The 19,789-nt window shown below is 59.6% G+C and carries 15 protein-coding genes; 9 read left to right on the top strand and 6 right to left on the bottom strand.

Annotated elements, in window-relative coordinates:
- The first annotated feature begins 51 nt into the window (after nt 1-51).
- The 4 genes from CFBP5499_RS02260 to CFBP5499_RS02240 all read left to right on the top strand — a co-directional run bounded on the left by CFBP5499_RS02260 (nt 52) and on the right by CFBP5499_RS02240 (nt 4,405).
- Nucleotides 52-492, top strand: a complete 441-nt coding sequence (locus CFBP5499_RS02260) for an NUDIX hydrolase (RefSeq protein ID WP_173986333.1) — start codon at nt 52-54, stop codon at nt 490-492.
- Between the two features lie 162 nt (nt 493-654).
- Nucleotides 655-2,157: an inorganic phosphate transporter gene (locus tag CFBP5499_RS02250; protein ID WP_080825953.1), complete on the top strand. Its 1,503-nt coding sequence runs from the start codon at nt 655-657 to the stop codon at nt 2,155-2,157.
- Nucleotides 2,158-2,175: 18 nt separating this feature from the next.
- Nucleotides 2,176-2,913: a 16S rRNA (uracil(1498)-N(3))-methyltransferase gene (locus CFBP5499_RS02245; RefSeq protein WP_175416589.1), complete on the top strand. Its 738-nt coding sequence runs from the start codon at nt 2,176-2,178 to the stop codon at nt 2,911-2,913.
- 118 nt (nt 2,914-3,031) lie between these two features.
- Entirely contained in the window at nt 3,032-4,405 is a 1,374-nt protein-coding gene (locus tag CFBP5499_RS02240) for a glutamate--cysteine ligase (RefSeq protein WP_080825956.1), read from the top strand.
- Nucleotides 4,406-4,577: 172 nt separating this feature from the next.
- Here the strand turns inward: CFBP5499_RS02240 and CFBP5499_RS02235 are convergent, their stop codons facing one another.
- Complete coding sequence (locus CFBP5499_RS02235; RefSeq protein WP_080825958.1) at nt 4,578-4,871, bottom strand: DUF1127 domain-containing protein; 294 nt, start codon at nt 4,869-4,871, stop codon at nt 4,578-4,580.
- Nucleotides 4,872-5,073: 202 nt separating this feature from the next.
- On the opposite strand from CFBP5499_RS02235, the gene CFBP5499_RS02230 reads away from it, so the two are divergent.
- On the top strand, nt 5,074-6,024 hold the full coding sequence (locus CFBP5499_RS02230) for a LysR substrate-binding domain-containing protein (RefSeq protein WP_080825960.1): 951 nt from the start codon (nt 5,074-5,076) through the stop codon (nt 6,022-6,024).
- Nucleotides 6,025-6,180: 156 nt separating this feature from the next.
- Here the strand turns inward: CFBP5499_RS02230 and CFBP5499_RS02225 are convergent, their stop codons facing one another.
- Nucleotides 6,181-8,619, bottom strand: a complete 2,439-nt coding sequence (locus tag CFBP5499_RS02225; protein WP_080825963.1) for a DUF1217 domain-containing protein — start codon at nt 8,617-8,619, stop codon at nt 6,181-6,183.
- A gap of 365 nt (nt 8,620-8,984) precedes the next feature.
- Between CFBP5499_RS02225 and CFBP5499_RS02220 the strand changes: the two genes are divergently transcribed.
- Nucleotides 8,985-9,551 carry a DUF6101 family protein gene (locus tag CFBP5499_RS02220; RefSeq protein WP_080825966.1) on the top strand — a complete coding sequence of 189 codons (567 nt, stop codon included), beginning with the start codon at nt 8,985-8,987 and terminating at the stop codon, nt 9,549-9,551.
- Between the two features lie 76 nt (nt 9,552-9,627).
- Here the strand turns inward: CFBP5499_RS02220 and ubiA are convergent, their stop codons facing one another.
- The 4 genes from ubiA to CFBP5499_RS02200 form a co-directional block, all read right to left on the bottom strand.
- Nucleotides 9,628-10,581, bottom strand: coding sequence for a 4-hydroxybenzoate octaprenyltransferase (gene ubiA, locus CFBP5499_RS02215; RefSeq protein ID WP_080825969.1), 954 nt, complete (start codon nt 10,579-10,581; stop codon nt 9,628-9,630).
- 106 nt (nt 10,582-10,687) lie between these two features.
- Entirely contained in the window at nt 10,688-11,488 is an 801-nt protein-coding gene (locus CFBP5499_RS02210) for a MipA/OmpV family protein (protein ID WP_080827457.1), read from the bottom strand.
- 251 nt (nt 11,489-11,739) lie between these two features.
- The gene (locus tag CFBP5499_RS02205) at nt 11,740-12,996 is read right to left on the bottom strand and encodes an SAM-dependent methyltransferase (RefSeq protein ID WP_080825972.1); all 1,257 of its coding nucleotides are present in this window, start codon (nt 12,994-12,996) and stop codon (nt 11,740-11,742) included.
- A gap of 168 nt (nt 12,997-13,164) precedes the next feature.
- Nucleotides 13,165-15,489: a Tex family protein gene (locus tag CFBP5499_RS02200; protein ID WP_080825974.1), complete on the bottom strand. Its 2,325-nt coding sequence runs from the start codon at nt 15,487-15,489 to the stop codon at nt 13,165-13,167.
- A gap of 201 nt (nt 15,490-15,690) precedes the next feature.
- On the opposite strand from CFBP5499_RS02200, the gene purD reads away from it, so the two are divergent.
- From purD to CFBP5499_RS02185, 3 genes are all read left to right on the top strand, one after another.
- Nucleotides 15,691-16,962 carry a phosphoribosylamine--glycine ligase gene (gene purD, locus CFBP5499_RS02195; RefSeq protein WP_080825976.1) on the top strand — a complete coding sequence of 424 codons (1,272 nt, stop codon included), beginning with the start codon at nt 15,691-15,693 and terminating at the stop codon, nt 16,960-16,962.
- A 157-nt stretch (nt 16,963-17,119) separates the two neighbouring features.
- Complete coding sequence (locus CFBP5499_RS02190; RefSeq protein ID WP_080827458.1) at nt 17,120-17,629, top strand: plant virulence effector HPE1-like domain-containing protein; 510 nt, start codon at nt 17,120-17,122, stop codon at nt 17,627-17,629.
- A gap of 325 nt (nt 17,630-17,954) precedes the next feature.
- Complete coding sequence (locus CFBP5499_RS02185; RefSeq protein ID WP_080825978.1) at nt 17,955-19,778, top strand: methyl-accepting chemotaxis protein; 1,824 nt, start codon at nt 17,955-17,957, stop codon at nt 19,776-19,778.
- Nucleotides 19,779-19,789 lie beyond the last annotated feature (11 nt).

Raw genomic sequence — 19,789 nt, 5'->3', positions numbered from 1 at the left:
GATTTATTCGGATTGAAGATTTTGAATCGATTGGCGACAGATGTTGGCTTGATGTTGCGCAGACCGCCGCGACAGCAATATGCGGCGCTGTGCTATCGATTGTCCAAGGCCACTCCGGAGCCCGAAGTGCTGTTGCTGACCAGCCGTGATACCGGGCGATGGGTCATTCCCAAGGGATGGCCGATGGCCAACAAGAAGGCCCATGCGGTGGCAGAACAGGAAGCCTATGAGGAAGCCGGTGTCAAAGGCACGGTCGAAAAGGCGCCTTTCGGCTATTACGAATATGAGAAGAAACTGAACAGCGGCATCAACGTCCCCTGCAAGGTCCAGGTGCATCTGCTCGAAGTTTCGGAAATGCGGGACAGCTTCCCGGAAAAGGAATCGCGACGGCTGGAATGGGTCAGCCCCAGGGAAGCCGGCAAGCGCGTCAACGAGCCGGAACTGAAGGCGCTCATGCTTGCTTTCGACAAGCGGATGGCGCATTCGAAATAGCGCTATCGCCCGAAGAGTGGCATTGTGGAATTTGGTTCTCCGATATCTACTCTTCCCGTCTTTTCGTTTGGAAAGATGTGCGAGATGTAACAGTCTTTCTGTAAATTGCCTTCAACCTGCGACGCTGCCGGACGAAAGGGAATGCTGGCAAACGAGGTGTGAATGGCAACGAAGCCGCCATCGAACATGAAGCCGACGCTCGACAAGGATCTCGACAAGATTACCCGTGTCGAAGAAGCGACGCTGCATGTCACGCAGCAGCTTGCCGGCCTTGGCGCGGGGTTCATGTTCGTTGTGCTCGCGGCCGTCTTCGCCGGCGCTTTCGTCACCGGCACCGCGGGCTCCGTCATCATCATCGCGGCCGTCGCCATCGGCGCCTACATGGCCATCAATATCGGTGCGAACGACGTAACGAACAATGTCGGCCCCGCGGTCGGCGCCAAGGCGATGCCGCTTGCCGTCGCGCTCATGGTCGCCGCTGTCTGCGAGATCGCGGGCGCGCTGATCACCGGCGGCAATGTCGTCGAGACCATTTCGAGCGGCATCATCAACGTTGAGACCATTCCAGACAGGACTGCATTTTCCTGGGCGATGCTCTCGGCGCTTCTCGCCGCCGGCCTTCTCGTCAACATATCGACCTGGACCAGAGCACCGATTTCCACCACCCACACGGTGGTCGGCGGGGTTGCCGGCGCGGGCATGGCAGCCTATGGGGCGAAAGCGGTCGAGTGGCTCTCGCTCGGCAGCATCGCGTTTGCCTGGGTGCTTGCCCCCTTCATCAGCGCCGCCATAGCCATCGCCATTCTTGCTTTCATCAAGGAATTCATCATCTATCGCGACGACAAGATCGGCTCGGCCCGGCTGTGGGTTCCGGTTCTCATTGGCCTGATGGCCGGCGTTTTCATGGCCTATCTCATCTGGGTCGGGTTGCGCCAGCTCATGCATGTGTCCCTTGGCCACGCCAGCGTGATCGGGCTCGTGACGGGCCTTGTCGCCTGGCGGCTCTGCGTGCCGATCATTCGCAAACAATCGGAAGGGTTGGAAAACCGCAACCAGTCGCTGCGGATACTGTTCCAGTGGCCGCTCGTTCTCGCCGCCGGCCTGATGTCCTTTGCCCATGGGGCGAATGACGTTTCGAACGCCATTGGCCCTGTCGTGGCCATCGTGCGGGCCTTGCATGACGAAGCGGTGCAGACATCCGCGCGCGCACCGCTCTGGGTGATGCTGGTCGGCGCTTTCGGGCTGTCGTGCGGTATTCTTCTCTACGGCCCACGCCTGATCCGCCTTGTCGGTGAACAGATCACCAAGCTCAATCCGATGCGCGCCTTCTGCGTTTCCGTGGCCACGGCGCTCACCGTTCTCGTCGCCTCGCGCTTCGGTCTGCCTGTTAGCACCACCCATACGGCGATCGGCGCGGTGTTCGGTGTCGGCTTCTTCCGCGAATGGTACACACAGGCCTCGCGACGGCGGCAGGAACTCGTCCAGTCAGCGGGCGAACCCCGCCGTACCCCTAGATATCTGGACAATCCGTCCGAGGTGCGCCGCCGTTATCTTGTCCGGCGCTCGCATTTCATGACGATCATCGCCGCCTGGGTCGTCACCGTCCCCGCGAGCGCAACACTTGCGGCACTGCTCTACTGGCTCCTGTCATTCCTTTTCCTCTGACCCTGAAACCGAAATCCCATGCGCGCAAATTTCCGGATGCAACGCCTGTTCATCGAAGCCTCCCTTTCCGAGGGCGTGGCGCAGGAGGCGACGGGCGAACAGTTCAACTATCTGGCCAATGTGCTGCGCATGACCGACGGCGCGGAAATCCTGCTGTTCAACGGCCGTGACGGCGAATGGAAGGCGAAGCTCGCCTTTCCGAGCCGCAAGAAGATCGTCCTCGTTCCTCTAGAACAGACGCGGCCGCAGCCGGATGCGGGGAACCTGCACTATCTCTTCGCGCCGCTGAAAGTCGGGCGCATGGATTATCTGGTGCAGAAAGCGGTGGAGATGGGTGCCGGCCTGCTGCAGCCGGTGATGACGCAGCATGTTCAGGGCAAGATCCACAACGCCGAAAAATTGCGCGCCAATGCCATCGAGGCCGCCGAACAATGCGGCATTCTGTCTCTGCCCGAGGTGGCAGAACCGGTAAAGCTGAGGGACATACTGGAGACCTGGCCGGACGACCGCCGCATCATCTATTGCGACGAAGGCGACGAGGGCCAAAATCCGTTGCCGATTCTGCAGGCCGTCAAGGAACGCAAGATCGCCCTGCTTGTCGGCCCTGAAGGCGGTTTTTCCGAGGAGGAAAGGGAGTTGCTGCGCAGCCTTGCCTTCGTCACCCCCATACCGCTCGGGCCGCGTATATTGCGGGCCGATACGGCCGCCGTCGCAGCGCTCGCCGTCATTCAGGCTGTTATCGGCGACTGGAAGTGAGGTGGAATATTACCCTTCATGCATCTTTAAAAGAAATTCATTTGCCACCGGATACGATCCGGCCCTATCTGCCAATCATATGCCTCGCCGCAACATTGACGTCATAACAAGGTAAGCCATGGCACGCGACACGACCGACCAGACACCCCTCTCCTCCGTCACGGAGCTTACCGACTATCTGGCGGGCGGTTGCAGGGCTGAAGCGGATTTCCGCATCGGCACCGAACATGAAAAATTCGCCTTTTTCCGCGAGGACAACAGCCCGGTTCCCTATTTCGGCGAGGCCAGCATTTCAGCCCTTTTGAAGGGCATGCAGGAAAAGCTCGGCTGGGAGCCGATCATAGACGGTGAAAACATCATCGGCCTTGGCGAGCAGCACGGCATGGGCGCGATCTCGATCGAGCCCGGTGGCCAGTTCGAACTGTCGGGCGCACCGCTCGAAAACCTGCACCAGACCTGCAAGGAATCCAACCAGCATCTGGCGACGCTGCGGGAAGTGGCAGAGCCGATGGGCATTCGTTTCCTCGGCATCGGCGGCAGCCCACTGTGGAGTTCCGACGAGACGCCGCGCATGCCGAAATCGCGCTACGCGATCATGACCCGCTACATGCCGAAGGTCGGGACCAAGGGTCTCGACATGATGTACCGCACCTGCACCATCCAGGTTAACCTCGACTTCTCCTCCGAAGCGGATATGCGCCAGAAGATGCGCGTTTCCATGAAGCTGCAATCGCTGGCGACGGCGCTTTTCGCCTCTTCGCCTTTTACCGAAGGCAAGCCGAACGGGCTCCTCTCCTGGCGCGGCGATATCTGGCGCGATACCGACAATCGCCGCTCCGGTGTGCTGCCCTTCACCTTGCATGACGATTTCGGCTTCAAGGATTATGTCGAATGGGCGCTTGATGTGCCGATGTATTTCATCGTGCGCGACGGCAAATACCATGATTGCACGCATGTCACCTTCCGCCAGTTCATGAACGGTGCGCTGAAGGGCGAAATCGCCGCATGGGAACCAACCATGGGCGACTGGACGAACCATCTCTCCACGCTCTTCCCCGATGTTCGCCTGAAGCGTTTCCTCGAAATGCGCGGCGCCGATGGTGGCCCTTGGAGGCGCATCTGCGCCCTGCCGGCTTTCTGGGTTGGCCTTCTTTATGACAGGCAAGCGCTTGACGCTGCCGATGCGCTGACCGCCGGCTGGAGCTTCGATGAGGTGATCGCGCTTCGTAACGCCGTACCGGCCAAGGGGCTTTCGGCCGAGATTGCCGGCAAGCCGCTTCTCGGCATCGCCCGTGAGGTTCTCGACATTTCCCGCACCGGCCTGAAAAACCGCAAGCGGCTGAATGGCGAAGGCCAGGACGAGACCGTGTTCCTGTCGTCGCTGGACGAGGTTCTGGCCAAGAAGACCACGCTCGCCGAAGATATGCTTGCGCTTTACAACGGCCGCTGGGGCGGTTCGGTGCTGCCGGTATTCGAGGAATATCAGTATTGAGGCTTCGCCGGTAAACTGCGTCGCTGAGGAAAGGCAGGGCCATAAAAAAGCCCGGTGCGGCCGAGGGGCCTGACACCGGGCAAAGGCAGGGTTATTGGCAAATCACCCTGCGGGGAAAACCTTGCGGCTGGAAGCCACGTCCGGCAGCTGGAGGTCTGCCGGAGGCGGAATTTCAAACTGTCTTGAAACGCGTGACCGCGCGTTTGCGTGCAGCCCGGGTGAGATGGGCCGTCGGATCTTCCAACAGGCCGGTATTGAGAGCATCGCTGACATCCGACCGCACCAGACCGATATCGGCAAGAAGACGGTCATCAAGTTCCGTGAGGCCATTGGCCACGATACGATTGTAGATGCGCTTGACGAAGGTTTTAACGCCGGAAACACCCAGCACAGCGGCGCGACGCCAGGCGTCTCCCGGCCGTGCGGTTGCGAGTTCCAGTTCCATTCTCCGTTCTGCCGTGCGCATGATACATATCCTTTCGTAACGGCACGATGCGGCACCGCCCCCGACGCACCACGCGCGAGAAGCTGCCTTGGGTTGGGGGCCAGACGTCTCGTCGGCCCAGGTTGATACTGATTTGCTTGGTGGCAAAATGTCGCAAGACTATTGATCAGTCCAACGAATGTTTCTAATGTGAGACATCAATCATTCTGATGGATGGCCATCCATGTCCGCACCTCTCGACATAGACCAGCTGCATACCTTCATCGCCATCGTCGATACTGGTAGCTTTACCAAGGCCGCCGACCGCGTTTTCAAGACGCAATCCGCCGTCTCCATGCAGATGCGGCGGCTTGAAGAGCGCATCGGCAAACAGCTCTTTGCAAAAGACGGGCGCGGCAACCGCCTGACGGCGGAAGGCGAAAAGCTGATGAATTACGCCCGCCGCATCATCCGCCTCAACAACGAGGCGATCGCCGCCTTCGACGACAACCGGCTGGAGGGCACGCTGCGCATCGGCACCCCTGACGATTACGCCGACCGCTACATGCCTGAAATCATCGGGCGCTTCGCCAAGACCCATCCGAATGTCGAGCTTTATATCGTCTGCGAACCTTCAGTCAGCCTTGCCGAAAAAATGGCGCGCGGCGAGCTGGATATAGCGCTCGTCACCCATAATCCGCGCGCCCGTTCCTCGGATGTGGTGCGTACAGAACCGCTCTGCTGGGTCGCCTCCGCCAACCATCCGCTGAAGGACGACGCGCCGGTGCCGCTCGCCGTCGGGCGGCGCGACTGCCACTGGCGCCAGCTTGCCTGTTCGGCGCTCGATGCCGACGGGCGGGACTACCAGGTCCTCTTCACAAGCTGGTCTTCCACCGTGGTCGCTGCTGCGGTACTGGCGGGCATGGCCGTCTCGGTACTGCCGGAATCGGCGCTGCGTACCGGCATGAAGGTTTTGACCGCCTCAGACGGGTTCCCGCCGCTGCCCCCGGTACAGATCGGCCTGATGAAACGCCCCGGCCTGTCACCCTCGCTGGTGAACGCCATTACTGACCACATCACCGCCTGCCTCGACAATATCTCACCGATGAGCGTCGTCGATGAGATGGACAATGATGTGAAGACCTACCCCAAAATGCCGCGCCTGCGCGCCGGGCATATGCTGCCGGGGTGGTAAACGGGTGGCGGGATGCGGGCATGGTATGCAAGCGTCCGCCATCACCGCGAGTACCGGGGATGATCCGGCACCGCAGACGGAGAGAAGGTTTCCGCCTTTATCGTCAGCATGAGCCGGCCAAACCAGCTCGCCTTATCGTCCACCCGCGCGTCCCGCCTATCGCGCCCGCAGCGAGGCGACGGCTAGCAGCGTGTCGCCGCTGATGCCCACCGAGCCGCTGCCGTTGAACAGCGCCATGATCGGATTGGTGATGTTCTGCTTGTCATCATACATGATGGTGAAACGGGAGATCAGTTTCTTGACCTTGTCGGGATCCTGAAAGTCCTTGATGTCGAAATATTTCTTCATCATCGCCACCTGCGTATCGACCGGCGCATTGCCGAGTTCATCGGGAATACCAAAGGTGGTGTTGATGAAATTCTGGATCGCGGTATCGGCAAGAATGGAGTAATAGGACGTCGTTCCCGTCGCCATGCGCTTGAAATAGAGCGCGAGGCGCACACCGGCATTTTCTTCACCCGCCTGCGTTTCCAGCGTCTGGGTCAGATAATTATCCAGCGTCTCGTAAAGGCCGCGCCGCGTCTGAATTAGGCTGCGATCCTCGTGAAGAAGGCTGCCGTCCGCATTGAAATTGAAGGCAGTGACGAGGCGGCGGAAAACCGAATCCATCTCCTTGTTGACGTAACTTTCGCTATCGTCCAGCGTCGAGGTGAATATTTTCTCGAGCTGTACCTTTGTCACGCTTTTCGGATCGATGCCGAGCGATTCCATCGCGAACTTCGTCAGGCGATCATTGGCCAGAAACTCTTTGAGCGTCTTGATCTTCTGCATCTCGTCGGTGAAATATTCCGCTTCCTTCTTGGCCGCTTCCTTGTCCTTTTCCGTGCCGAAAGCGGATTTTTTCTTGATGTAGTCGGCCGACATGGTCTGCATCTCTATTTCCGACTGCGCCAGAACCGGAGACCCCACCTTGCCGTCGGATGCGAAATTGAAAAGCTCCGCCAGCTTGACGTAGCGCTCGTCTTTCAGGGTATAGACGTAGCTTTTCTTATCCTGCAGGTCGCTGGTAAGGACCTTGCGGATATCGGTGGGATTCACCTTGGCCGGATCGAGGCCGACGGCCTTCAGCGCATAATTATAGACCGCGCTGCTTTCGAGGAAATCCTTGACCGACGTGACGCTTTTTATGTCGCTCTTGTACAGTTTGGTCGCCTTTTCGTCCGCAGCGTCGTCCTTGTCATTATAATGGATCATGTAGCCGCTGGTGGTGGTCGCGGTCTGTGTCGTCGTCTGGGGTGTCGTACCTGAAGCCAGCGTTCCATCGGTCTGAAAGTTGAACGCGTTTCTCAAGGCGATGTAACGTTTATCATTTTTGCCAAAGGTGGCGATGTAATTGTTCGGGTCGTTCAGATCGCTGGTCAGGATGTTCTTGATCGTTGCCGTCACGGTGGTCACGTCGTTCAGGTCGAAGGCAACCTTGATGTAGTTGAGAAGCCGCGCATCCGAGGTCAGTTCGTCCACGGTCTTGATCGAGCCGATCTTCGATTCGAAATAATCCCGGTTCAGCGTGGCGACGGTGGGTGTCACGCGCGGCGCACTGCTGATATAGGCATCCGTCATGACCTTGAGATTATCCGCCGTCTGCGCCCCGCCGGCATCCACCGTACCGTCATTCTTGAACTCGAAGGCGGCGGCAAGCTGCGCCATCTTATTATATTGCGTGACGGTGTTCGACAGCGTCGTCTGCTCCGCCTTGATTGCGGTGAGTTTTGCGTCCCATTGATCCTTTGGCGGCAGAACGGCCTCGAGCTGGGTCAGCTGGTCCTGGCGTGTCACCTTTTCCGCCTCGAGCTTCGTACGCTCCTCGGCGGTCAAGCCCGTGCCTGCCAGCGCGGTGTCGATCGCCGTAATCCGGGACGTGACCTGCGCGTGCAGTTCGATATTGCCCTTCATCGTCAGTTTTTCGACCGCGTCATTATAGGCGGCACCATATTTCTGGTTGATGTAGCTATCCGGGTCGGAGACGTCGCTCGTCATCAAGCCCTTGATGTGGGCGTAGGAATAGGTCTTCTCATCGATGTTGAAGACCTGAAAGATATAGGCGCGCGTCCGGTCGTTGCGCAGCAACTGATCGGCATTCGTCACCGTGCCGATGATCGCCTTGTAATAACGTGTCTCTTCCGCAAGGCTGTCGTTCAAATTGGTGATCGACGTGTCATAAAGCCCGATCATCTTGTCGAGCTGGGCATCCGTCTGCACGGTCTTTGTTGACGAGGTGAAATTGAAGGCAGCGGCAAACTCGCGGTAGCGCTCGTCAGTCAGCTTGTTGGCAAAGCTGTTCTGGTCGTTCAGGTCGCTGTCGAGCACCTTTTTCATGAAGGCCTTGGCATAGGTCATCTCGCCGAGGCCGAAGGCGTCCATGGCATAGGAATAGAGCTGGTAGTTACCGAGGAACTCATCGACGCTTTTCACATTGCCGATGTTTTCCTTGTAATATTTCGTCTGCCGCTCCACGAGCCCCTGCTGCGACACGCGCGAAATGCTGGCCTTCATATCGCGGTTGATGAGGTCGTAGCTGAGAAAAGTCGATACCATCCGAATGCCCCCTGGAGCGCCGCGCATCCCTCGGGACACCAAAGCTCCGGTTTTGAATCCACCCCTCGCGCGCCCATTCCGGCGCACGGCAAGCCTTGGCATGACTATGCATGACGCGCCTTGCCCGTAGCTTGAAAGAGCACAGTTTTGACCGGGATAAAAATCGCTTTGTCTCGATCTGCTTTACCGAAGCGAAACCATGCCACAGTGGGTTTTGCTAACCATTTGGGAATGCAAAGTTTTCTTAACCGCGATTTTTAAGCAGTCTCGAACATGCGGCGGATAATCTCCTGACATCAGAGGACGAAAAGTCCCGATGAGAAGACCGGAAACCGGCTCTCAGGTAAAACAAGGGTAGATTAAACATGACCAAGACCGTTCTGAAGCCCGACTGGGCCGTCGCCACACTCAGGTTAGACCCGGCACGTTTTCCGCAACAGGTCACCTATGGAAAAGGCAATGGCGCGACCGATGTCGCCGTCACTCTCGATGAACGGGGCGCCGTTCTGAGAAAGGTTCTCACCTCTTCCGGCCTGCCTTTATCCTTCGCTTTGCCAGCCCGCGCCTTCAAGGGTGTCGCCGCCCGCGCCATCGACCATGGCGACGGCCAGGTCACCGTGACGCTGGAACTTCACCATGACGATCCGGACCTCTGCGTTCCGCTGCTGGTCGCTCATGATCTCTGCGATATCGCAGCCGACTGGCGCAGCTGGTCCGAGGCCTACCGCATTCCCATGCTGATGGTGGAAGCCGATGGCGTTGCCCGTCCGCTGGAAGAACATCTCGGCAAGGTGCGCACCAAGAATACCCGCCCGCGCCGCCGCCACTCCTATTTTGCAGAGCGCCGCCCGCGCTTCCTCGTTCGCCGCTCCACCGGCTCGCTCGGCATGAGCATGAAGATCGAGGGCAAGGAAATCATCGCCCGCAGCTGATCTTCTTCAGTCAAGAGCACAAAAGCCCGGCGCGGATGACGCGACCGGGCTTTTTCGTATTCCCTATTCCCGCAGCTTACGCCAGCAGCAGCGGCAGGATGAGACCGGCGAAAATCAGCACGCCGACACGGTTGTTGGATTTGAACAGCACGAGGCATTGGTCGACGTCATCGATATCGAGCACCCAGACCTGCCGGAACAGCATGACGGCGGCGGCGGCGAGGCCGCTATAGGCAATGACGTTAACGCCCGCCGTCCAGAACGACAGGAAAATCATGACGAGGGCTGTGCCATAAAGGAAAACCAGCCAGCGATGTGTGTTTTCTCCAAACAGCAGGGCGGTCGAACCGATGCCCACCGCCGTGTCATCTTCCTTGTCCTGATGGGCGTAGATTGTATCATAACCGATCGTCCAGGCGATGGAGCCGACATAAAGCAGGACAGCCGGCCAGGCGAGAGAACCGAACTGTCCGGCCCAGCCCATCAGCGCACCCCAGGAAAATGCGAGCCCAAGGAAAAATTGCGGCCAGTTGGTGAAGCGCTTGGCGAAGGGATAGATCGCTACGAAGACCAGCGAGGCTATGCCGGTGAGGATCGCAAAGCCGTTGAACTGTAAAAGCACGACAAGCCCGGCAAGCGCCTGCAGCACGATAAAGACCTTGGCCTGCATCCGGGTTACACGACCGGAAGGCAAGGGTCGAGAGCGCGTTCGCGCCACGGCCATGTCGATCTTGTGGTCGGCGAGATCGTTATAGGTGCAGCCCGCGCCGCGCATCGCCACCGATCCGATGAAGAACAGCGCCAGATGCCAGATCAACGTGCCCCAGGAAAAGCCGCCAGCCGCCACCGCCGCATTGGCGGCGAGGGCTGCGGCCCAGAAACACGGCCACATCAATAATTGCCAGCCGATGGGACGATCCCACCGCGCCAGCTGCGCATAGGGCCAGAGGGACCTCGGCAAAATCCGATAGACCCAGTTGTTGGATGGCGCGTCGGAAACGCGGCCTGACAAATCGCTGTGGTGAACCATGGGATGGTTCTACAGCATTGCCGAAAAAATCGGAATGGATTTCAGCACCGCGCCACGCATACAAAAAGCCCCGCTGCGGCTTCGCATGGCCTTATCGCCCGTCCACTCAGGGCAGCGAGAAATTGAATTTGTAGCTGGCCTGAACACCGATGATGAACTGGTTCTTCGAACCGCGCTCGCGCACCAGCGAACTGTCGGCGGCGTCGCCCATCAGGCGGCGATATTCGGCAAATGAGCCCACTTCCGCATTTTCGGTGACCTTCCAGGTGATGGCGGCGCCGACGCCGGCGGAATGCAGGCCGCCGCCCGGGCTATAGGGCGATGGTGCGCCGGCGGCCGTCTGGGCTGCGCTGACACCATAATAGCGCTCGTTATATTTGCTGCTCACCCAGGTCGCGCGCGGGCCGACGGACACCTGAATGCCGGGGGCGATATCAGTGAAGACATCGGCGTTGAGATCCGCCACGACGCCGCTGTGGCTGCGGATGCCCTGGCGGGCTTCACCGCGAATACGTAGCCAGTCGGTCGGATAGGCCTCGGCGAAACCGCCAAGCTCACCGCCGCGCTTGATGCGGGTCATGCCCTTCAGATCGGCCGAATCGCCCTCGTCGCGCGGCGATACCAGCTTGCCGGCCAGACCCATGCTGATCGGGCCATTATCCAGAAGCGAGATCGAGGCGCTGTCGTTGCGCGAGGTGAAACGCGCGCCCTGCCCCTGACGACCGAGCGAAATGATGGGCGAAAAGCCGAATTCATTCTTGTTGTCGCCCTGATATTTCGGTGCGGTGAAACCCGCGCCGCCGAGCTTCAGATACCAGTCGCCGGAAAACCAGCCTTCCGCATGGGCGTTGCCCACGGCAAAAAGCGACAGGACACAGGCGGCGACGGCCGCTGATGGCTTGAACATGAAAGAACCCCAGAAACGCAATACAGACAGGTGAGCGTAGAATTAGAGGGATTGTCTTTCCATTCCATTAACCAGCGCGTGGAGAAGCAGAACACCACTGCGAAGCTCGCGACAGGGCGCCAAACCTATCCTCCGTCATGCTCGGGCTTGTCCCGAGCATCTGCTAGGGCCCTATCTTCTGCAACGTGGATAGATCCTCGGGACAGGCCCGAGGATGACGTCTCATGTGCGTAAACGTTCGTCCGCCGTCTTCAGAACGTCACCTTCTCCAGCGGCGCACGCGTCTTCTCGAACTCCAGCAGCTTCGCCTCGTTGCAGGCGATGTAGTCGCGGTCATGCGGCACGGCATCGCGGTCCTTGGCGAGCTGGATCTGGAAAATATGGAAATTTTCATGGGTGAAGGCCATTTCCGACCCCGCCAGATAAAACTCCCACATGCGGAAGAAACGCTCGTCATAAAGCGCTACCGCCTCCGCCTTTCGCGCCACGAAACGTTCCCGCCAGTGCCGGAGCGTATGGGCATAATGCATGGGCAGGATTTCGATATCCTTCACCAGCAGTCCGGACTTCTGGATCGCCGGCAGCACCTCGGCAAGCGAGGGAATATAACCGCCGGGGAAAATATATTTTTCGATGAAGGGGTTGGTCGCCAGTGCCGGATAGGGCTGGCCGATGGAATGCAGCACCATCACGCCCTTGTCGTCCAGCACCTCCGCCACCTTGTCGAAATAATCGCGATAATGGGTCGGCCCGACATGTTCGAACATGCCGACGGAGACGATGCGGTCATATTTTTTCGAAGCCGGCAGGTAACGGTAATCCTGCAATTCGAAGCGGACATTGCCGGCAAGCCCCCGTTTTGCCGCGCGGTCGCGCGAGACGCGGAGCTGTTCTTCACTGAGCGTGATGCCGGTCACATCGGCACCGGCGCTTTCGGCAATATACATCGCCATGCCGCCCCAGCCGGAGCCGATTTCCAGAACGCTCTGGCCCGGCTCGGTCATCAGCTTGGCGGCAATGTGCCGCTTTTTCGCAACCTGCGCCTCATAGAGGCTGATGCCTGGCGGATTGAAATAGGCGCAGGAATATTGCCAGTCCTCATCGAGGAAGAGATCGAACAGCTTGGCGCTCAGATCGTAGTGATGGGCGACATTGCTCTTGTTGTGATTGACCGGCAGACGCATCTTGATGCGGGCGGCGATGATGCGGGCCATGCCGCGCCAGACCATGCCGAAGGACAGAGCCTCGCTCAGCGTATTGCCTTTGACCAGCGCCAGAAAATCGTAAATGTCGCCTTCCGCGACCTGCGCCCGGCCTTCCATGTACATTTCAGCGAGCTTGAGCGCCGGATCGGCGGCAATCTCCTGCATGGCGGCTTCGTCCGTGAAATTCAGAACCACTTTTTTTCCCGTGCCGTCGCCAAATGTGCGGCTGCCGCCCGGGCTGTTGACGGTGAGATCACCGATCTTGATTATCTTTTCCAGAAGAACATGCAGAGACGACGCCATGGCACCCCCAATTGCTAAGTCTCACTTATCAATTTTGCTGACCGTATTCCTTTCGGCACAAGTTGCAAGATAGTCTTATTTCAAAAAAATTGAACGATTTCATCAAGCAAAAAGCCCCGTCGGACACTCCGCTGGGGCTTTTTGGTAAAAAAACATTTCAACCAGAGGTCAGCGTCGCTTCATGGCTTCGGCAAGAGCAACGGCGAGAGCACCCCCTGTTTGCGACCCCTCGTTGCGTTCTTTCGGCTTGGCTGTGGCATGGCGCATGGCGCCCGCATTGTTCTTTTCACGCATCGGCTGCGGCGCTGCCTCGCCGCCATCCTTGCGCATGGTCAGCCCGATGCGCTTGCGCTTCACATCCACTTCCACGACTCGCACCTTGACGACATCGCCCGCCTTGACGACTTCATGCGGGTCCTTCACGAAACGGTCGGCGAGCTGCGAGACATGCACCAGACCATCCTGATGCACGCCGATATCCACGAAAGCACCGAAGGCCGCGACATTGGTGACGGTGCCTTCCAGAAGCATGCCCGGTTTCAGATCGGTGATCTCGTCCACACCATCGGCAAAGGTCGCGGTCTTGAAGCTCGGGCGCGGGTCGCGGCCGGGTTTTTCCAGTTCGGCGATGATGTCTTTCACGGTCGGCAGGCCGAATTGCTCGTCTATGAAACGCTTGGGATCAAGCGCCTTCAGAGCGGCGCCATCACCCATCAGCGAACGCAGATCACGGCCGCAGGCGGCGACGATCTTCTTTGCCACGCCATAGGCTTCCGGGTGCACCGAAGAGGCATCCAGCGGCTCCTTGCCGTTTGGAATACGCAGGAAGCCGGCGCATTGTTCGAAAGTGCGCTGGCCAAGGCGCGGCACTTTCAGCAATTCCTTGCGGCTGGCGAAAGGCCCGGTCTGGTCGCGATGGGCGACGATGGCATCGGCAATCGAGCTGCCAAGACCGGATACCCGCGCCAGAAGCGGCGACGAGGCGGTGTTGAGATCGACGCCCACGGCATTCACCGCGTCTTCCACGACAGCATCGAGCGAGCGGCTGAGGCGGCCCTGATCGACATCATGCTGGTATTGGCCGACACCGATGGATTTCGGCTCGATCTTCACCAGTTCGGCCAGCGGGTCCTGAAGACGGCGGGCGATGGAGACGGCGCCGCGCAGCGACACGTCGAGATTGGGGAATTCAGCTGCAGCCCGTTCCGAAGCGGAATAGACCGATGCGCCGGCTTCCGAGACGATGACTTTGGTGGGCTTTGCGCCGGAAGCGGAAGCCGGCAGCTGCGCCAGAAGATCGGCCACCAGCTTTTCGGTTTCACGGCTGCCCGTGCCGTTGCCAATGGCGATCAGTTCGACATTGTGCTTGCGGATGAGCAAGGCAAGTTCGGCCTGCGCGCCGCGCACGTCGTTCTTTGGCTGGAAGGGATAAACCGTGCTGGTGTCCAGCAGCTTTCCGGTGCCATCCACAATCGCGACCTTCACACCGGTGCGGATGCCCGGATCGAGACCCATGGTGGCGCGGGAACCGGCCGGTGCCGCTAGCAGCAGGTCTTTCAGATTGCGGGCGAAGACATTGATCGCCTCTTCTTCCGCCCGCTCGCGCAATTCGCGCATCAGATCAAGCGACAGCGACATGGAAAGCTTCACGCGCCAGGTCCAGCCCGCCACTTCCATCAGCCATTGATCGGCAGGTCCCGCACTACGGATATCGAAGGCGGCTGCAATGGTGCGCTGCGACGGCTTCACCGGCGAGGGATCATCCGCATCGACATCGATCGTCAGCGTCAGTATTTCCTCGTTCCAGCCGCGCAGCATGGCGAGCGCGCGATGGCCCGGCACCGTTGCCCAGCGCTCGGAATGGTCGAAATAATCCGAAAACTTCTCGCCGCTTGCCTGCTTACCATCCACGACTTTGGCGCGGAAGGTGGCGTTCTGGCGCATGTAATCACGCAGGCGGCCGAGGAGATCGGCATTTTCCGTCATGGTTTCGGCAATGATGTCGCGCGCGCCCTCGAGCGCCGCCTTCACATCGGCCACCTCACCCTGGATATAGGCCTCCGCCAGCTTCGCCGGATCGGCAGAGCGGTTTTCCCAGATAGCTTCGGCAAGCGGACCGAGACCACGTTCGCGGGCGATTTCGGCACGGGTGCGGCGCTTCGGCTTATAAGGCAGATAGAGGTCTTCCAGCTCCGCCTTGGTGCCCGCCTGCATGATCTTGACCATCAACTCGTCAGTCATCTTGCCCTGGCCGGTGATGGAATCGACGATGGAGGCGCGGCGCGCATTGAGTTCGCGCAGATAGACAAGGCGTTCCGCCAGCGTGCGCAGCTGGGTATCATCGAGCCCGCCGGTCACTTCCTTACGGTAGCGGGCGATGAAGGGCACGGTCGCGCCCTCGTCCAGCAAGGCCACCGCCGCCTTCACCTGATCGGGGCGGGCATTGATTTCGGAAGCTATGAGCGAGGCGAGGCGGGCATTGTCTGCGGTCATGGGGTTCTCTGCTGTCAGGTCTGGAGCGGCGAACATAATGTCTGATTGTGGCGTGACAACAAGAGGCATCCACGATTCCACAGGAAAGGCTGACTTCAAGGGAAAGACAGGCATTTGCGGCGCTTTCTCCTTGACCTTTCGCCCCCCTGCCCTTAACGCCCGTGCCACAAGGTTACTGGCGAATTTGCAGGGGTATTGACCATGAAAGTTCTGTTGATCGGTTCCGGCGGACGCGAACATGCGCTGGCGTGGAAAATCGCCCAGTCGCCCCTCATCGATGAGCTTTATGCCGCACCCGGCAATCCCGGCATCGCTGACCACGCAACACTTGTTTCGCTCGACGTGGAAGATCATTCTGCCGTCATCGCTTTTGCGAAGGAAAAAGCAATCGACTTCGTCGTCATCGGCCCGGAAGCGCCGCTGGTCGCTGGTCTGGCGGATGATCTGCGTGCAGCTGGCATCGCCACGTTCGGACCTTCGAAAGCCGCCGCCCAGCTTGAGGGCTCCAAGGGTTTCACCAAGGATCTCTGCGCCCGCTACGATATTCCGACCGGCGCTTACCAGCGTTTCAAATCCGCCGAGCCTGCCAAGGACTATGTCCGTGCACAGGGTGCGCCGATCGTCATCAAGGCCGACGGCCTTGCCGCCGGCAAGGGCGTGACCGTTGCCATGACTGAAGCGGAAGCGCTTGCCGCCATCGATGACTGTTTCGACGGTGCTTTCGGCACGGCCGGCACTGAGGTGGTGGTGGAAGCCTTCCTCGATGGCGAGGAAGCGAGCTTTTTCTGCCTTTCGGATGGCAAAACGGCGCTCGCGCTCGCCACCGCGCAGGATCACAAGCGCGTCGGCGATGGCGATACGGGCCCGAATACCGGCGGCATGGGCGCCTATTCGCCCGCCCCTGTCATGACCCCGGCCATGGTGGAGCGCACCATGAAGGAGATCATCGAGCCGACGATCTCAGGCATGGCCAAGGATGGGAACCCCTTCTCCGGCGTATTTTTCGCCGGCCTGATGATCACCGCCAAAGGCCCGGAACTGATCGAATATAACGTGCGCTTCGGCGATCCCGAATGCCAGGTGCTGATGATGCGCCTCAAGAGTGATCTGCTGCCGATCCTCTACGCCACCGCCACCGGTACGCTGGACACGGTGCAGGCGGAATGGCGCGACGATGCGGCGCTGACCGTGGTTCTCGCCTCCAAAGGTTATCCCGGCGCCTACGACAAGAACACGCCGATCGCCCATATTCCCGAGGCCAGCGAAGAAGCCAAGGTGTTCCATGCCGGAACGGCGCTGAAGGACGGCAAACTCGTCGCGACCGGCGGCCGCGTGCTGAATGTCACCGCCTTTGGCAGAAACGTGACGGAAGCGCAGGCGCGCGCCTATGCGCTAGCCAACAAGGTTGAGTGGGAAAACGGCTTCTGCCGCCGCGATATCGGCTGGCAGGCCATTGCCCGCGAAAAGGCCTGATCCTTAAAGCAGATGGGCTTGGCAGCGACTATTTCGTTCAATTTTTACCAAGTTTGCTGACCCGATGGAAACGAAAGACCGGTAATACTTCGCCCAATATTGTATGGCGCATTGTGTCTCGATTGCGAGGCCGCGCCGTCATTTCGGGGGTTTTTCGATGCGGCGTCTTTTTCTGACAGCGATTGTCGTGCTCGCCAGTGGGTCGGCGATGGCATCCTCCATCGAATATATCAATGGCGTGCATGTCACCAATGGCAGCTTCGTCCGCCGCGATTGCGCCGGCTGCCAGCCCTTGAAAAACAAACCCGCCGCGCAGGGTTATGCCATTCCATCCATCGAGCCGGGGACGCAGCACACTGAAATGCACGACGTCGACGGTAAACGCACGCTGGTGCGCACCGAGGCCTGGCTTGGCGGTGCGCCCGTCACCTTCGTCAGCACCAATCCGGCCTGGATGACGGACCCCTCCGGCACCGCCATCGCCACCTATGACGAGGCGGCACCCGAAGCAGATCCCGCTGAAACCGTTTCCACGCCCGCAGGCATCGACGTGACGACCACCACGGCAGCCGTCAAGGCAATCTCCAGCGACAATGCATCCAAGCCGCACAACGCCTCGGTCGTCGGCACACCCCAGTTCCCGGATTTCCAGCTGCGCGGTAATTGACCTGCGGATCGTACTTTGATGACAAACGTCAAATAATCGCGTCATCGCTGCATTTACGAAACAACCTCGCAACCATTCGGGGAATATTACTTCCTTCGCCACTTATTCTGCCAGCCGGGCCGGATAAAGCCTCCGCTAATTAAATATTTATTCAAATTTTTGGCCGCTAAGTGGGTTTATAGTGCGATGCAGCACAGATGAGGTCACGGCGCAGACCCGCGCTTTTCGGTCCTTTTACCGCGCATCATGCGCCTTTCCCTTCTCCGAAACACCGGTACCGCGCGGCTTTTTTCAGGCGCGCGATCCCAAACTCTTGTGAGCGCCCATGAAGAACCTTTCCATTTCCCGTCAACTGATCGTTCTCGTGGTGGCCCTGATGGCCGCCTTCGCCGCGGCGACCTTCTACCAGCTGAAATCCGCCACCGACGCGATCTATGAGGAACGCTACGGCATGCTGCGGACACAGGTACAATCGGCGATCTCCATCCTGCAATCCTTCCATGACAAGGAAAAGGCCGGAACGCTTTCGCGCGACGACGCCATGAAACAGGCATTCGCCACCGTCGGCGCCATGAAGTTCACTCCTGACGGCTATCTGTTCGGTTACGACTACGAAGTGACGATGAAGTTTCATCCCGATGCCAAGCGTGTCGGTGAAAACTACAAGGGCAAGCCTGATAGTAAGGGGTTTGCCTATCGTGACGAGCTGGTGCGGCTTGGCCGCAACGGCGGCGGGCAGACGGATTTCTACGGACCGAAGCCCGGCATGGAAGGCAATGACTACGCCAAGAGTTCCTACGCGCTTGCCTTCGAGCCCTGGCAGGTGGTGGTCGTGACCGGTGTTTACATCGACGATCTGAACGCCCAGGTTCGTGGCGAGGTGATGAAGGCGCTGTCCATCGGCGCGCTCATCTTCGTTCTGGCGCTTGCCGCCGCCTTCTACGTCATTCGTGGCATATCGAAGCCGCTCGGCGACATTCACCGTGCACTCGGCGAAGTGGCCAATGAGAACGTTTCGCTTGCCATTCCCCATACCGGCCTCACCAACGAAGTCGGCATGATGGCGAAGGCCACCGCCTCGCTTCAGGACAAGGTGCGCGAGCGCCATGCCATGCAGCGCCGTCAGGAAGAGCAGCAGCAACAGCTCGATGCCGAGCGCCAGAACAATCTCGACATGCAGCGCGACGAGGCCGCATTGCAGGCGCGGGTCGTCACCACCATCGGCGAGGCACTGGAAAAGCTGGCCGGCGGCGATCTGACCGTGCGCTGCGGCGATCTCGGTAACCGTTATGCGGCGCTACGCGACAATTTCAACGAGGCACTGACGCATCTCGATGCCGCCATGGCCAAGGTGAACACCAAGAGCATCGACATTGGCGGCTCGAAGGACGAAATCCGCAAGGCCTCCAACGAGCTTTCGCAGCGCACCGAACGGCAGGCTGCAAATCTGGAAGAAACCTCCGCGGCTCTCGATGAACTGACGGTTGCGGTGCGCCAGACGGCGGAAGGTGCTGCGGATGCCGCCAAGCGCGTCACCACCGTCAGCTCGGAAGCGACGCGCAGCGACCGGGTGGTGGAAGAGGCGATCACTGCGATGAGCGGCATCGAACAGTCTTCCGATCAGATTTCGAACATCATCGGCGTGATCGACGACATCGCCTTCCAGACCAACCTTCTGGCGCTGAATGCCGGTGTGGAGGCAGCGCGTGCCGGGGAAGCCGGCAAGGGCTTTGCCGTGGTGGCGCAGGAAGTGCGCGAACTGGCGCAGAAATCCGCCGCCGCCGCCAAGGAGATCAAGGACCAGATCGCCCGCTCCTCCGCCCAGGTGGAAAACGGCGTGCGGCTCGTCGGCGAGGCTGGCGATGCACTGAAACGCATCTCGGACCAGATCAAATCCGCCAACGAGATCGTCAGCAAGATCGCCCATTCGGCAGCCGAACAGGACACGACGCTGCGCTCGATCTCCACGTCGCTGAACCAGCTCGACGTCGCCACCCAGCACAATGCGGCGATGGCGGAAGAAACCACCGCTTCGGCGGAGGCGCTGGCCGTGGATACCGAAGAGCTGCTGAACCTCATCCGCGGCTTCCGTGTCTCCTCCGGTCACCAGCTTCATGGCATGGGGCGGGAGATGCGGATGGCGGGGTGATACGCTCCGAG

The sequence above is a fragment of the Agrobacterium tumefaciens genome (genome assembly GCF_005221325.1).
Lineage (GTDB): Bacteria > Pseudomonadota > Alphaproteobacteria > Rhizobiales > Rhizobiaceae > Agrobacterium.
Note: the sequence above shows the minus strand (reverse complement) of the source record. Positions and strands in the feature narration are given on the sequence as shown.

Excerpts from the sequence above, each read along its gene's own strand:
- CFBP5499_RS02185 (WP_080825978.1), top strand. The coding sequence starts at position 17,955 with ATGAAGAACCTTTCCATTTCCCGTCAACTGATCGTTCTCGTGGTGGCC.
- CFBP5499_RS02240 (WP_080825956.1), top strand. The coding sequence starts at position 3,032 with ATGGCACGCGACACGACCGACCAGACACCCCTCTCCTCCGTCACGGAG.
- CFBP5499_RS02200 (WP_080825974.1), bottom strand. The coding sequence starts at position 15,489 with ATGACCGCAGACAATGCCCGCCTCGCCTCGCTCATAGCTTCCGAAATC.
- CFBP5499_RS02225 (WP_080825963.1), bottom strand. The coding sequence starts at position 8,619 with ATGGTATCGACTTTTCTCAGCTACGACCTCATCAACCGCGATATGAAG.
- CFBP5499_RS02245 (WP_175416589.1), top strand. The coding sequence starts at position 2,176 with ATGCGCGCAAATTTCCGGATGCAACGCCTGTTCATCGAAGCCTCCCTT.
- CFBP5499_RS02205 (WP_080825972.1), bottom strand. The coding sequence starts at position 12,996 with ATGGCGTCGTCTCTGCATGTTCTTCTGGAAAAGATAATCAAGATCGGT.
- CFBP5499_RS02220 (WP_080825966.1), top strand. The coding sequence starts at position 8,985 with ATGACCAAGACCGTTCTGAAGCCCGACTGGGCCGTCGCCACACTCAGG.
- CFBP5499_RS02210 (WP_080827457.1), bottom strand. The coding sequence starts at position 11,488 with ATGTTCAAGCCATCAGCGGCCGTCGCCGCCTGTGTCCTGTCGCTTTTT.
- CFBP5499_RS02230 (WP_080825960.1), top strand. The coding sequence starts at position 5,074 with ATGTCCGCACCTCTCGACATAGACCAGCTGCATACCTTCATCGCCATC.
- CFBP5499_RS02190 (WP_080827458.1), top strand. The coding sequence starts at position 17,120 with ATGCGGCGTCTTTTTCTGACAGCGATTGTCGTGCTCGCCAGTGGGTCG.
- CFBP5499_RS02260 (WP_173986333.1), top strand. The coding sequence starts at position 52 with ATGTTGCGCAGACCGCCGCGACAGCAATATGCGGCGCTGTGCTATCGA.
- CFBP5499_RS02235 (WP_080825958.1), bottom strand. The coding sequence starts at position 4,871 with ATGCGCACGGCAGAACGGAGAATGGAACTGGAACTCGCAACCGCACGG.
- purD (WP_080825976.1), top strand. The coding sequence starts at position 15,691 with ATGAAAGTTCTGTTGATCGGTTCCGGCGGACGCGAACATGCGCTGGCG.
- CFBP5499_RS02250 (WP_080825953.1), top strand. The coding sequence starts at position 655 with ATGGCAACGAAGCCGCCATCGAACATGAAGCCGACGCTCGACAAGGAT.
- ubiA (WP_080825969.1), bottom strand. The coding sequence starts at position 10,581 with ATGGTTCACCACAGCGATTTGTCAGGCCGCGTTTCCGACGCGCCATCC.